Here is an 11,942-nt window from a genome sequence, read left to right on the forward strand (position 1 = left end):
GCTCGCATTGACGGTTTGCCGCCACAGGCGGCAAACTGTCGGTCATGTCCAGCGCGGTCGACCAAATCCAATTCCAGCAGCCCTTCTTCGGGCGTCGGCTTCGAGCGCTGCGCGTCGCTCAGGGCCTCTCACAGGTGCAGGTCGCCGGCGCGGAGATCTCCCCGGCGTACCTCTCACGGCTGGAATCGGGCGCCCGCCCGCCCACGGGCCGCGTGGTCGCCTACCTCTGCGAGAGGCTCGGCGTCACGCCCGAGTCGTTCCTCCCCACCGCGAGCAGCTCGCTGACCCGGGCGCTCGCCACCGTCATGAGCGTCGGCGAGTCGCCCGCCATGACCGCCCTGCTGGAGGAAGCCCTCCTCCAGGAGCAGGACGCCGACGTCGTGCTGCGCTGGCAGGCCCAGTGGGCGCTCGCCCGCTGTTACCAGACGCAGGGCAGGGCGGCCGAGGAACTCGACCTGCTGCACCGGATGACCGAACTCGGCGACCAGAGCGGGCTGCCGGAACTGCGCGCCCGCTCCCGGGTCAGGCTCGCGCGGCGCCTGCGCGCCTCGGGCGACTCCGCCGGGGCCCGCGCACGCGTGGAGGAAGGGCTCGCGCTCGCCGAGGAGAACGGCCTGCCGCACCGCGACGTCGTCGAGGCGTCGCTGACCCTTATCTCGATCGAGGCCGAGAGCGGACAGCTCGACCGCGCGCGGTCGGACGCCGACCGGATGGTCGACACCCTCGACGACGACATCCCGCCGGGCCTCCAGGTCGAGGTGCTGTGGACGGCCTCGATCGTGTGCGCGCGCCAGGGCGACCAGCACGCCGCCGTCGAGGCGATGACGCGCGCGCTGAAGGCCCTGCCCGGCAGCGAGGACCCGGTGCTGTGGATGCGGCTGCGGCTCGCCGCAGCCTCTTTGTACCTGCGCATGGACCCGCGCGACACGCGCGAGGCGCAACTGCGCCTGGCGGAGGCGGAAGCCGTCGCCGACCTCGTGGGAATCCCCCTGCACCAGCGCGAGTTGCTCCTTCTGCAATGCCAGCTCGCCTTCTACGAGGGCAGGTTCGATGATGCCCGCGCCCTCAGCGACCGGCTCGGCGAACACCCCGACGGCCTCGCCGTGCGCGACCAGCTCCGCCTCGACGTGCTGCGCAACCAGATCGAGATCGTCGCGGGCGACCACTCCACCGCCGTGGCCAGACTGGAGGGCATCGCCAAGGAAGCGCAGAGGTCCGTCAACGTCGAACTGGCCGCGGAGGTCTGGCGCGCCCTCGCCGAGGCACTGAAGCTGGCCGAGAACTGACGAGCGGCCCCGGTACCGCCGGGGCCGCTCGTCCGGCTCAGGGCGTCAGTCCAGGTAGTTCTCGGCGCCGCCGGCGCGCACCGTGTCCAGGGTGAAGCAGTGGAAACCGCCGCCGAAGAGCCTGCGGTGCCGGTGCCGGACCGGCACGACGGTGAACTTGTTCTCCTCCAGCGTCCTGATCAGCGTCTTGCATGCGTCGTTGACCATGACCGTGTCCTCGTCGACGGACAGCAGGTTCAGGTCGATGTACGGGCTGGGCGGGATCGGGTCGCCGTTCTCGTACTGCGGGTAGTCCTCCAGCGCCGGCGTGGGCGCCACGATCACGTCCCACTTGCGCAGCGCCTCGGGCAGGAACTCCCGCACTCCTTCCGAACGCAGCAGGAGCAGGCCGGGCCGCAGCGCGACGATGACGCTGTCGATGTGGCTCTGGGTGAGCCGGTCCATGCGGTGGACCCGGAAGCGGCCCTCCAGGTGGCGCTCCAGCCAGTCCACGGCCAGCGCGTGGTTGGCGTTGGACACGTTGACGATCAGATCGCGGCCGAAACGAAGGGCGTTGGCGCCGTCAATGAGCATTTCCAGACCGACGTCGTACGGCGAGTCCCGCGGTTCCAGCGGGACCTCGATGTTGGGCGCCGCGTTGACGACGTTGCCGGGGTCGAACGAGTGGTCCGTCAGCATCGGGCGCGGCATCGTCGTCCAGCGGGCGCCCTGCCGGAAGTACTCCTGGAAGACGGGCGCCAGGAACTTGGTCTCGAAGTACCGCGCGCGCAGCATCGGCGGCGTCTCGATGATCTCGTCACCGAGGATCAGGGTGTTGTCGCGGACGTTCAGCGGCGGGGTGACCGGAGCCGACCAGGCGGGGGTGGTCACCCCGCGGTCCACGGTCTCCGGCTCCAGCGGGCGCAGCACCTTGACGCCGAGCGAGGCCAGGGTGGCGGCCATGCCCTCGACGTCCTCGACGAGTTCGTCGGCCAGCCGCTGCCGGAAGGCGACGCGCTCCGGCGACTCGGTGCTCGCCTCCTCCCGCGAGGTGCGGATGGAGGGGTAGTAGCCGCGGGCGCCGGTGAGGTTGTCGCTGATGAACATGTCGAAGGACAGATCACGGACGCGGGCGGCGTAGTTGGTGGCGGAGCCGACGACGACCTCCTTGAGGGAGGACCATTCGTCGTAGCTGTTCAGGCGCATGAGTGGGTTCCTTAGGGTCCGTGCCGCGGGCACGTCAGAGGGAGCCGGCCGGGGAGCCGGCGAGGATCGCCTGCACCGGGCAGAGCGCGGCGGCCTCCCGTACGGCGTCGTGCAGTTCGGGCTGGGGGCGGTCGTCGAGGAGGACGACGGTGCCGTCCTCGTCGTCCTGGTCGAAGACCTCGGGTACGGCGAGGGCGCACTGCCCGGATCCGACACAGACGCCGGGATCGATCGAAAGACGCATGGGGTGGGGTTCCTACCAGGTGACGGGCAGACGGTGGACGCCGTAGACGCTCATGTCGGAGGCGAGGGGTACCTCCTCGGGCGGCACGGCGAGGGCGAGGGTGGGGAAGCGGCGCAGGAGCGCGGGCAGCGCCGTCCGCATCTCCATGCGGACCAGGTTCTGGCCGAGGCACTGGTGGATGCCGTAGCCGAAGGCCATGTGCCCGGAGGTCTTGCGGGTGAAGTCGAGACGGTCGGGATCGGCGAACCAGCCGGGGTCCCGGTTGGCCGCCGGGATCGAGAGGGTCACCGACTCGCCCGCCCTCATCAGGTGCCCCTCGAACTCCACGTCCTCCAGCGGGGTACGGGGCACGCCGAAGTGGAAGACGGAGAGGTAGCGCAGGAGTTCCTCGACCGCGTTGTCCGTGATCGACGGGTCGTCGCGGAAGGCCGCGAGCTCCTGCGGGTGGGCGAGCAGGGCCAAGGTGCTCAGGGCGAGCGAACTCGACGTCGACTCGTGCCCGGCGGTCAGCAGCAGGACCCCGACGCCGGCGATCTCCTCGGCGTCGAGGGTGCCGTCGGCGGCGAGCGTGCTCAGCAGGCCGTCGCCGTCACCGCCCCCCTCGGAGATGGCGCGCAGGAACCCGTAGAGCCGGTCCATCGCCTGGGACGCCTCGGCGGCCGTCGCCCGGAGGCTGAAGATGATCTCGCTGTTGCGCTGGAACTCGGCCCGGTCCGCGTAGGGAACCCCGAGGAGTTCACAGATGACCAGCGAGGGCACGGGCAGCGCGAAGGACTGCACGAGGTCGACCGGGCCGCCCTGCTCGGCCATCGCCGACAGCAGCTCGTCCACGATGGCCTCGACCCGCGGACGCATCTCCCGGATCCGGCGGGCGGTGAACTTGCCCGCCAACTGCTGGCGCAGCCGGGTGTGTTCGGGCGCGTCCATGTCCACGAGCCAGCCCGGCAGGGCCGGTGCCCCGTAGAAGGGATCGGCGCCGGGGCGCGAGACGGGCGCCCGCTTGTACTCCGACCGCGCGCTGAAGCGCGCGTCGGTGAGCAGCCTGCGGGCCAGCGCGTGGCTGGTCACCAGCCAGCCGGTGTGGCCGTCGGGGTAGCGCATCCGCCGGACGGGCTCGTCCTGGCGGTACTTCGCCAGTTCCGGCGGGGGATCGAAGGGGTTCAGCCGCACGGTGGGGTGCGGATCGATTCGGGTCATCGTCCCGTCTCCTTGGTGAGGAACAAGGCGAGTCTGCGTACGCCCTCCTCGATCTCGTCGGGATCGAGGTAGCTGCACGAGAGCCGGAGCTGGTGGTCGCCGGTGCCGTCGAGGTAGAACTGCCGCATGGGCGTCCACAGCACGCCGTAGTCGGCCGCGGACACTTCGAGCAGTGCGGTGTCCGCGGGGACGGGCAGCCGGACGCGGACGAAGAAGCCGCCGTCGGGACGGTTCCAGCGGATCCCCGCCGGCGCCGCCTCGCCCAGATGCCGGTCGAGCGCCGCCAGCAGGAGCCGCAGATTGCGCTGGTACAGCGCGGACTTGGCGCGGCTCAGCGCGTCGAGCGATCCGCCGTGCTCCAGCAGCATCCCGCCGATCACCGCCTGGGAGAGCGGCGAGGTGTTCACCGTGACCATCGACTTGAGCGTGGCCAGGACGTCGGCGAGACGCTCCGGGCCCTCGCCCGGCGCCGAGCCGCCCACCCGCTGGTCGGCGACGACGAAGCCGACCCGCGCCCCGGGGAACGCGGTCTTGGCGAAGGTGCCGATGTGGATCACCCGGCGTTCGGTGTCCAGCGCCTTCAGGGACGGCAGCGCGGCGCCGGCCGCGGCGGTGAACCCGTAGGCGTTGTCCTCCAGGATCAGCAGGTCCTCGCGGGCGGCGAGGGCGAGCAGCCGGCGACGGCAGTCGAGGCTCATCCGGCTGCCGCCGGGGTTGGAGTAGTCCGGCGCCACGTAGAGGGCGCGCAGGGTGCGTCCGGCCGCGCGGGCCTGTCCGCAGGCCCGTTCGAGGGCGTCGAGGTCGAGACCGTCCGCGGTCTCGGCCACCCCGACGACGTCGATGTCCAGCAGGCGGGCGGCGCCGGTGATGCCCACGAAGCAGGGATGGGCGACCGCCAGCACGTCCTCGGACGAGCGGAACAGGGCGCGCAGGACCAGCAGCATCGCCTCCTGGGCCCCGACGGTGATCACATACGACTCGGGCGGGACGTCGACACCGTGATCACGGCGGAGCGCCTCGGCCACGATGTCGTTGATCAGACCGCGGCTGGGGCCGTACTCGAACAGCAGACGGCGCGCCTGCTCCGGGCTCGACCCCCGCGCCACGACGTGGTCGAGGAAGCGGTCGGTGTGGCGCTGGATGTCGGCCTCGGGCAGGGTGTCCGGGTGCGGGGCCCCGGGCGCGAAGGAGATCGCCCCGGGGTGCCGTCCCATCACCTCGTTCAGGAAGCTGATCGAGCCGAGCACCGGCGCCTGGACGGAGCCGTGCAGTCGGTCGATGTGCACAGTGACCATGGCCGTTCAGCTCCGGCGCTGGGACTGCTGCCAGCGCCGCTCCACCTTGGCGAGCACGTCCTCGCTGTACGAGCGGGCCACCTGGACGACGGCGAACTCGGCGAGGTACTCGCGGTAGAGGTCGAGCGGCTCCTCCACGAGGCCCAGCATGTGCCGGTTGGCGGTCACGGCCGGCGCGGCGAGTTCGCCGACCGCCCGCTCCACGGCCTCGTCCATCCCCGCGGCCGGGACGACCTCGTCGCACAGGAGCCGGAAGTCCGGGTCGTCCGTGCCGATGCGGCGCCCGCCCAGGACGATCTGCCGGGCGGTCCTGGCCCCGGTGAGCCGGTTCAGGCGGAGGTTGCCGAGCCCGGGGACGATGCCCTCCTCGGCGGCCGGGAGACTGAAGTAGGCACCCTCCTCGGCGATGACCCGGTCGAGCACCAGCAGCAGCTGCATGCCGCCGCCGATGGCGAAGGTGTCGACGGCGCCCACCCAGGGCTTCTGGACGGTGCGCTCGCCCCATGAGGCGGCACCGGGGTCCATGACCAGCCCGCGGTACATCTTGTTGATGTAGCCCAGCTCGCGGCCGAGCAGGAAGCCGACGAACGAGATGTCGCCGTTGCGCAGGTCCTTGAGGTTGATGCCGGCGCTGAACACCCGGCGTCCCCGGTAGCGGGGGTGGTCCACCTCGCCGCCGCGCAGCACGCCGACCGCGCTGGCGTCGTCCAGCAGCACCAGGTCGACGGCGGTCTCCATGTCGCCGATCAGCTCGTTGGTCTCGGCGTTGAGACAGTGCGTGTTGCGGAAGGTGACGTGCGTGGCCCGCCCGCGGCGTTCCACCAGCACGCTGGACAGCTCGACACGGCCCGTCTCGCGATAGGCCGGCAGCAGCTCCAGCGCGCGGGGCGTGGGCCGGAGCATCGCCTCGACGAGGTGACGACCCGAGGTGGCCGAGCGCAGGACGGCGCCGCAGAAGATCGCCTGGTCGACCTCCCGGCCGTCCTTGTCCGCCTGGACGAGGGCGTTCTCCGCCGCCATCTGCCCGGCGGTGGGCACCAGGCCCGGGAAGCGGTCCGCCGCGGCCGACAGCAGCTCCGGCAGGCGCAGATACCGGGTGCGCCGCTCGGTCAGCTCGTCGTACACGGCGTCGGTGTGCAGCGCGAGGAAGGCCCGCCGGGCGTCGCGCGCGCCGTCGTGCAGGCGGGCGGCGGCCTCCTGCTGGGCGGGGGTGCGCTGCGGCCGGGCCGGGAGCGCGGCGAGCCGTCGCTCCGCCTCGGCGGTGTGCGCGGCCAGGGCGGCGCCGTCCGCCGCCAGGTCGCCGGAGAGGAGCGGTGTCGAGGGCGCGAGGTCCGGCCCCGCGAGTACGGCGGCGCTCATGCGGCCCTCCCGGTGGACTCGTCGGCGGCGCGCAGCCTGCGCAGTTCGCGGTCGCAGGCGGCCAGGTGGATCCCGAGCGCCTCGTCGTACTCGGTGGTCTCCGCCTCGTCGATGAGCTGGCGGCGCAACGCGGTCTCGCGGTCGGCGAGATGGCCGGTCAGCAGGCCCGCGGCGTGCTCCGCCGCCTCGGCGTCCGCGGCGCTGCGGTCGACCAGACCGAGCTCCACGGCCCGCGCCAGGGAGACGTCCGTGTCCCACAGCAGCAACTGCCGGGTCCGGTGCGCGCCGAGGCGGCGCACCAGGCGGTACAGGGCCATGCCCGGCCAGAAGTGACCGTCGTTGAGGGGCAGGCCGAGGGTCAGGCCCGAGACGCCGATGCAGACGTCGGCGGCCAGGAGCAGCTCCAGCGCCGGTCCCGCGCAGTGGCCCTCGGCGATGACGACGGTGGTCGCGTCGAGCTTCTCCAGGCGGCGTACCGCCCGCTCCCAGCGGTTGACCGCGGAGACGCCGGTCTCGCCCGGCCACCGCGCGGGCACGGACGGGACGTTCAGCCGCAGGACGAGCGCCGTGCCGTGGCGCTCGCTCTCCGCCTCGTCGCACAGGGAGTTGAGGGCGGCGGTCAGCTCGGCGAGCGGGCGCGTCGCGTCGAACTCGGTTGATGTGCTGTTCACGGAATTTTCCTTTTCTTTCGTCACCATGCGACAAGGGCCATTTCGATGGTCGATCCCGGTCCCATGGTCATGAAGACACCGAATTCCCCGGGAGTGGCCACGCCTTCGGCGCGCAGTCGTTCGTAGGAGAACAGGAACGAGCCGCTGGAGATGTTTCCGTGGTCCCGCAGGACCCCGGTGGTGTGCCGTACGTCGTGGCGGCTGAGGCCGAGATTCGCCCGGACCGAGTCGATGACCTTCTTCCCGCCCGAGTGGATGACCCAGTGGGAAATGTCGGAGAGACGCAGACCGGTGTCGTCGAGGAGCCGGTCGAGCGCCTTTTCGGCGTGCGCGCCCACCACATAGGGGACTTCCGGGTCCAGATAGAAGCTGAACTTCCCGTGGGAGTCGTCCCAGTCGTAGCGCATGGCGCCGACGGCGTCGGGAATGATGCAGCTGGAGAACTTCAGCAGGGCCGGGCCCGGGGCCGGGGTGCCGGCGCCCGCGACGTCGGCGGTGCCCACCGTGCCGGAGGTCACCGCGATGGCGGCGCTGCCGTCACCGAACAGGCTGTTGACCACCGACGAGCGCATCGTGCCGTCGAAGACGTAGGCGGCGGAGCAGGCCTCGACACAGACCATCAGGGCCAGCTCGCCCGGGTGTGCCTTCGCCCAACCCGCGACCGCCGTCAGGGCGTTGAGACCGGCGTTGCAGCCCATGCCGACGACGTCGAGGCGCGAGCAGTGCACGTCGATGCCCAGCTCCTTGATGAGGAGCGCGGAGAAGCCGGGGGTGAGCAGGCCGGTGGTGGTGACGCAGCACAGGTAGCGGACGTCCGCCAGGTCGAGGCCGCCGTCCTTCAGGCAGGCCTCGATGGCCTCCCTGGCCATGGCCACACCGGTGGTGGCGTGCTTGCGCAGCAGCTCGCCCTGGGTCTCCGTGGCCCGCGTGCCGTCCGGGCGCAGCGGCGGCAGTGTCAGCCCCCGGCGCTCGATCGCACTGTTCAGGAATATGGAGCGGATACGCGGATCGGTGATGTGGAACTCGTCCAGCATCTCCTCTTGTGTATACGAGGTCTTCGGCACCGCGGTGCCGATTCCGATGATGCGCGGCGGCGCCGAGTTCTGCCCGGTGAAAAGCCGTTGCGTATCGCTTTCCTGGGGCATTTCGGTCACTGTCACGAGTGGTCTCCCTTACGTTACAATCATTTCCATGTCTCAACTGTCAACGGTGCGTTACGAGAAGAGCGGCCATGTCGCCCGGATCACCCTCGACCGGCCCGAGGTCCTGAATGCGATGAATCTGCGCATGCACGCGGAACTCGCGGAGATCTGGGACGATTTCGAGGCGGACGACGACATGTGGGTGGCGGTGCTCTCGGGCGCCGGGGACCGGTCCTTCTCGGTCGGCCAGGACCTCAAGGAACTGGCCGGCCGCGAACAGGCCGGCACCGCGGCCCCGTCCTCGTTCGGCAGCCGGGGCAAGCCGGGCTGGCCGCGGCTGACCGAGCGGTTCGACATGGTCAAACCGGTGGTGGCCCGGGTCCAGGGGTACGCGCTGGGCGGCGGGTTCGAACTCGCCCTGGCGTGCGACATCGTCATAGCCTCCGAGGACGCGACGTTCGCCCTGCCCGAGGTCAGGCTGGGCTTGATCGCCGGGGCCGGCGGGGTGTTCCGGCTGACCCGGCAGGTGCCGTGGAAGACGGCCATGGGCCACCTGCTGACGGGCCGTCCGATGGCGGCCCGGCGGGCTCATGAACTCGGCCTGGTCAACGAGGTGGTACCGGCCGCCGGGCTCGACGCGTGCGTCGAGGAATGGGTGGCGGACATCGTGCGCTGCGCGCCCCTGTCGGTGCGGGCGATCAAGGAGGCGGCGGTCAGGGCGTCGACGCTGCCGTACGACGAGGCGTTCGCCGCGCACTACCCCGCCGAGGAACGGCGGATGCACAGCAGGGACGCCGTCGAGGGACCGGTCGCCTTCGCCGAGAAGCGCGCCCCGAACTGGCAGGGCCGCTGAGGAGGCCGGCTCCCGGGGGCGGGAGCGGCCCGCCCCTCAGCCGAGGTAGTCCTCGCAGCCGCCGTCGCGGACCGTGTCCAGAGTGAAGCAGTGGAAGCCGCCGCCGAACAGCCTGCGGTGCCGGTGCCGGACCGGCACCACGGTGAACCCGTGCTTCTCCAGCGTGCGCATCAGCTCCGGGCACGCCTCGTTCACCAGCACCGTGTCGGGGCTCACCGACAGGACGTTGAGGTCGATGAAGGGGCTGGTCAGGATGAGGTCGTCGTCGTCGTACTGCGGGAAGTTGTCGCCCTCCGGCCGCGGCGGCACGATGAGGTCCCAGCCGCGCAGCGCCTTGGGCAACCGCTCCGCCACCTTCTCCGAACGCACGAGCAGCGTGCCGGGACGCAGGGCGAGCACCATGCTGTCGATGTGGCTGTCGCTGATCCCGTGCACCCGGTGGATCCGGAACCGGCCCTCCAGGTGCCGCTCCAGCCAGTCGACCGCCAGCGCGTGGTTGGCCGTCGAGACGTTGACGACGAGATCCCGGCCGAGCCGCAGGCACTGCGCCCCGTCGAACATCATCTCCAGGCCGAGGTCGTAGCGCGAGGGCGCCGGGTCCCCGATGGGCTCGGTGGGCCCGCCCGCCGTGCTGGAGCGCGCGTACGACAGGTCGAAGGAGGCGTCCGTCATCACCGGCCGCGGCATCACCGTCCAGCGCGCCCCCTGGCGGAAGTAGTGCTGGAACACCGGCTTGAGCAACTGCGTCTCGAAGTACCGTGAGCGGATCATCGGCGGAGTCTCGATGATCTCGTCACCGAGGATCAGCGTGTTGTCACGGACGTTCAGCGGCGGGATCACCGAGGCGGACCAGGCCGGCGTCGTCACGTCCCCGGTCTCGGCCGCCACGTCCAGCGGACGCAGCACCCGGACCGACAGCGACCGCAGCGTCTCGGCGATCTCCTCCAGATCCTCGTTCAGTTCCTCGACGTAGCGCTGCTTGATGTGCACACGAGCGCCGCCGGGCTCCTTCTCGCCGGCCCGGCGCGACGACACCCGCGGGTAGTACCACTCCGAGCGCGCGGAATTGTCCTGGGCGATGTTGTCGTGGAAGAAGAGGTCGAACGAAAGCTCACGCTCATGCGACACATAGTTCTTCGCGGAGCCGACGACCACCTCCCTCAACGGTGACCATTCGTCAAAGCTGTTCAGCTGCATGGTTCTGGTTCCTCGTTTTCCGTCCCGTACTCGCACAGCCGCTCTTCTACGAACGCTAAGGCCCTGGCATGACCTTTCCCATCGCATGGCAACTAATTGCCAACGCCGCCTGCGGGGCCCGTCCGGCGGGCTACGTTGGCACCCGCCTCGGGGCCCGGCCCCCGTGGCACACCAGACCCGCGGAGAGTGAGAGGGACCATGGACAACCACGACGGCGACCCGGTACTTGAGCGTTTTCATTTCCTGATGAACGCGCCCGCGCTCTTCAACGCGGTCGCCACGGCGGTGGAAGTGCGTATCTTCCACTTCCTCGCGGAGCACCCGCGGGCCGGATTCGAGGAGATCCGCGCCTTCACCGGGCTGCCGGCGCACCAACTGCGCGTGCTGCTCCAGGCGGTGTGCACCACCGGCCTGCTGCGCCGCGAGGACGGCCGCTACCTGAACTCCGACGTCGCGGGCGACCTGCTCGCCTCCGACGCCGAGGACAGCTGGAGCCACATCGTGGTGGGCTGGAAGGAGGTCTACTACCCGGCGTTCGTGCACATGACCAAGGCGCTCAAGGCAGGCACCAACCTCGCCCTGGACACCTACCCCGGCGACGAGCCCACCCTCTACCAGCGGCTCTCCCGCAATCCGAAGCTGGAGGCGGTCTTCCACCGCGCCATGAGCTCCTTCACCCTCCAGTCCGTCGACGCGCTGGTGGAACGCGAGGAGTTCGCCTCCGTGCGCCGGCTCCTCGACATCGGCGGCGGCGACGGCACCACCTCCGCCCGCCTGGTGGCCCGCCACCCCGACCTGGTCTCCACCGTCTTCGACATGCCGAGCGTCTCCAAGCTGGGCGAGGACAAGGCCGCCGCCGACTACCCGGACCGGGTGGAGCTGCACCCCGGCGACATCTTCAACGACGCCTTCCCGCTGGGCGCCGACGCCGTCCTCTTCAGCCACGTCCTGGAGATCTTCTCCGAGGACCAGATCCTCGGCCTGATGAAGAAGGCGTACGACAGCCTGCCCGAGGGCGGAAAGGTCTTCGTCTACGGCTACAACGTCTCCGACGACGAGACCAGCGGAATCTACGGCGCCCGCCTCGGCCTGTATTTCAACGTCCTCGCCAGCGGCCAGGGAATGGCCTACCCCGCCCGCGACTACGAGAACTGGCTGAGCAAGGCCGGATTCGGCGAGGTGCGGACCGTCAGCGGCCTTCCCTACGAGCACGGCCTCACGCTCGGCGTGAAGTGACCGCATTCCGAAATCCCCGGCATTCGGCATCCGCCGTTTAGGAGACAACCATGGCCAATCCGTTCGACGACCCCGACGGCAGTTTCCTCGTGCTGGTGAACGACGAGGGCCAGCATTCCCTGTGGCCCGAGTTCGCCGAGGTCCCCGCCGGCTGGACCCGGACCCTCGGCCCCGCCGACCGCGCCTCGTGCGTCGACCACATCAACGAGAACTGGACCGACATGCGGCCGCGCAGCCTCGCCGCGCAGCTCGACCAGGCCTCCTGACCACCCTGAGT

General features: G+C 70.6%; 12 protein-coding genes. 4 read left to right on the plus strand and 8 right to left on the minus strand.

Going from position 1 to position 11,942, the window contains the following annotated elements; genetic code table 11:
* Positions 1–44: 44 nt before the first annotated feature.
* Positions 45–1,286 (plus strand): helix-turn-helix domain-containing protein, encoded by a 1,242-nt coding sequence (locus AB0927_RS09915; protein ID WP_366667032.1) that lies wholly within the window; start codon positions 45–47, stop codon positions 1,284–1,286.
* Positions 1,287–1,331: 45 nt separating this feature from the next.
* Here the strand turns inward: AB0927_RS09915 and AB0927_RS09920 are convergent, their stop codons facing one another.
* From AB0927_RS09920 to dpgA, 7 genes are read right to left on the minus strand one after another with little or no spacing between them, the layout of a single operon-like run.
* Complete coding sequence (locus AB0927_RS09920; RefSeq protein ID WP_366667033.1) at positions 1,332–2,471, minus strand: glycine amidinotransferase; 1,140 nt, start codon at positions 2,469–2,471, stop codon at positions 1,332–1,334.
* A gap of 34 nt (positions 2,472–2,505) precedes the next feature.
* Complete coding sequence (locus AB0927_RS09925) at positions 2,506–2,715, minus strand: ferredoxin (protein ID WP_366667034.1); 210 nt, start codon at positions 2,713–2,715, stop codon at positions 2,506–2,508.
* Positions 2,716–2,727: 12 nt separating this feature from the next.
* Entirely contained in the window at positions 2,728–3,912 is a 1,185-nt protein-coding gene (locus tag AB0927_RS09930; protein ID WP_366667035.1) for a cytochrome P450, read from the minus strand.
* Positions 3,909–5,207, minus strand: coding sequence for a PLP-dependent aminotransferase family protein (locus AB0927_RS09935; RefSeq protein WP_366667036.1), 1,299 nt, complete (start codon positions 5,205–5,207; stop codon positions 3,909–3,911). Before AB0927_RS09935 ends, AB0927_RS09930 begins: the two co-directional genes overlap by 4 nt.
* A 6-nt stretch (positions 5,208–5,213) precedes the next feature.
* Positions 5,214–6,566 carry a (3,5-dihydroxyphenyl)acetyl-CoA 1,2-dioxygenase DpgC gene (gene dpgC, locus AB0927_RS09940; RefSeq protein WP_366667037.1) on the minus strand — a complete coding sequence of 451 codons (1,353 nt, stop codon included), beginning with the start codon at positions 6,564–6,566 and terminating at the stop codon, positions 5,214–5,216.
* Entirely contained in the window at positions 6,563–7,237 is a 675-nt protein-coding gene (gene dpgB, locus AB0927_RS09945) for an enoyl-CoA-hydratase DpgB (protein WP_366667038.1), read from the minus strand. The genes dpgC and dpgB overlap by 4 nt, the downstream gene beginning before the upstream one ends.
* 20 nt (positions 7,238–7,257) lie before the next feature.
* Positions 7,258–8,382: a 3,5-dihydroxyphenylacetyl-CoA synthase DpgA gene (gene dpgA / locus AB0927_RS09950; protein ID WP_366667112.1), complete on the minus strand. Its 1,125-nt coding sequence runs from the start codon at positions 8,380–8,382 to the stop codon at positions 7,258–7,260.
* A 46-nt stretch (positions 8,383–8,428) separates the two neighbouring features.
* On the opposite strand from dpgA, the gene dpgD reads away from it, so the two are divergent.
* Positions 8,429–9,232, plus strand: a complete 804-nt coding sequence (gene dpgD / locus AB0927_RS09955; protein ID WP_366667039.1) for an enoyl-CoA-hydratase DpgD — start codon at positions 8,429–8,431, stop codon at positions 9,230–9,232.
* A gap of 36 nt (positions 9,233–9,268) precedes the next feature.
* On the opposite strand, the gene AB0927_RS09960 is transcribed toward dpgD, so the two are convergent.
* Complete coding sequence (locus AB0927_RS09960; protein ID WP_366667040.1) at positions 9,269–10,429, minus strand: glycine amidinotransferase; 1,161 nt, start codon at positions 10,427–10,429, stop codon at positions 9,269–9,271.
* 198 nt (positions 10,430–10,627) lie between these two features.
* Here AB0927_RS09960 and AB0927_RS09965 point away from each other — a divergent pair, with 198 nt between their 5' ends.
* The gene (locus AB0927_RS09965) at positions 10,628–11,665 is read left to right on the plus strand and encodes a methyltransferase (RefSeq protein ID WP_366667041.1); all 1,038 of its coding nucleotides are present in this window, start codon (positions 10,628–10,630) and stop codon (positions 11,663–11,665) included.
* Positions 11,666–11,715: 50 nt separating this feature from the next.
* Positions 11,716–11,931 carry an MbtH family protein gene (locus AB0927_RS09970; protein ID WP_366667042.1) on the plus strand — a complete coding sequence of 72 codons (216 nt, stop codon included), beginning with the start codon at positions 11,716–11,718 and terminating at the stop codon, positions 11,929–11,931.
* The last annotated feature ends 11 nt before the right edge of the window (positions 11,932–11,942 follow it).

This window comes from Streptomyces sp. NPDC048106, assembly GCF_040706415.1.
In the GTDB taxonomy this organism is placed as follows: domain Bacteria; phylum Actinomycetota; class Actinomycetes; order Streptomycetales; family Streptomycetaceae; genus Streptomyces.

Coding starts and splice junctions, on each gene's coding strand:
- AB0927_RS09915 (WP_366667032.1), top strand. CDS start 45: ATGTCCAGCGCGGTCGACCAAATCCAATTCCAGCAGCCCTTCTTCGGG.
- AB0927_RS09920 (WP_366667033.1), bottom strand. CDS start 2,471: ATGCGCCTGAACAGCTACGACGAATGGTCCTCCCTCAAGGAGGTCGTC.
- AB0927_RS09925 (WP_366667034.1), bottom strand. CDS start 2,715: ATGCGTCTTTCGATCGATCCCGGCGTCTGTGTCGGATCCGGGCAGTGC.
- AB0927_RS09930 (WP_366667035.1), bottom strand. CDS start 3,912: ATGACCCGAATCGATCCGCACCCCACCGTGCGGCTGAACCCCTTCGAT.
- AB0927_RS09935 (WP_366667036.1), bottom strand. CDS start 5,207: ATGGTCACTGTGCACATCGACCGACTGCACGGCTCCGTCCAGGCGCCG.
- dpgC (WP_366667037.1), bottom strand. CDS start 6,566: ATGAGCGCCGCCGTACTCGCGGGGCCGGACCTCGCGCCCTCGACACCG.
- dpgA (WP_366667112.1), bottom strand. CDS start 8,382: ATGCCCCAGGAAAGCGATACGCAACGGCTTTTCACCGGGCAGAACTCG.
- dpgD (WP_366667039.1), top strand. CDS start 8,429: ATGTCTCAACTGTCAACGGTGCGTTACGAGAAGAGCGGCCATGTCGCC.
- AB0927_RS09960 (WP_366667040.1), bottom strand. CDS start 10,429: ATGCAGCTGAACAGCTTTGACGAATGGTCACCGTTGAGGGAGGTGGTC.
- AB0927_RS09965 (WP_366667041.1), top strand. CDS start 10,628: ATGGACAACCACGACGGCGACCCGGTACTTGAGCGTTTTCATTTCCTG.
- AB0927_RS09970 (WP_366667042.1), top strand. CDS start 11,716: ATGGCCAATCCGTTCGACGACCCCGACGGCAGTTTCCTCGTGCTGGTG.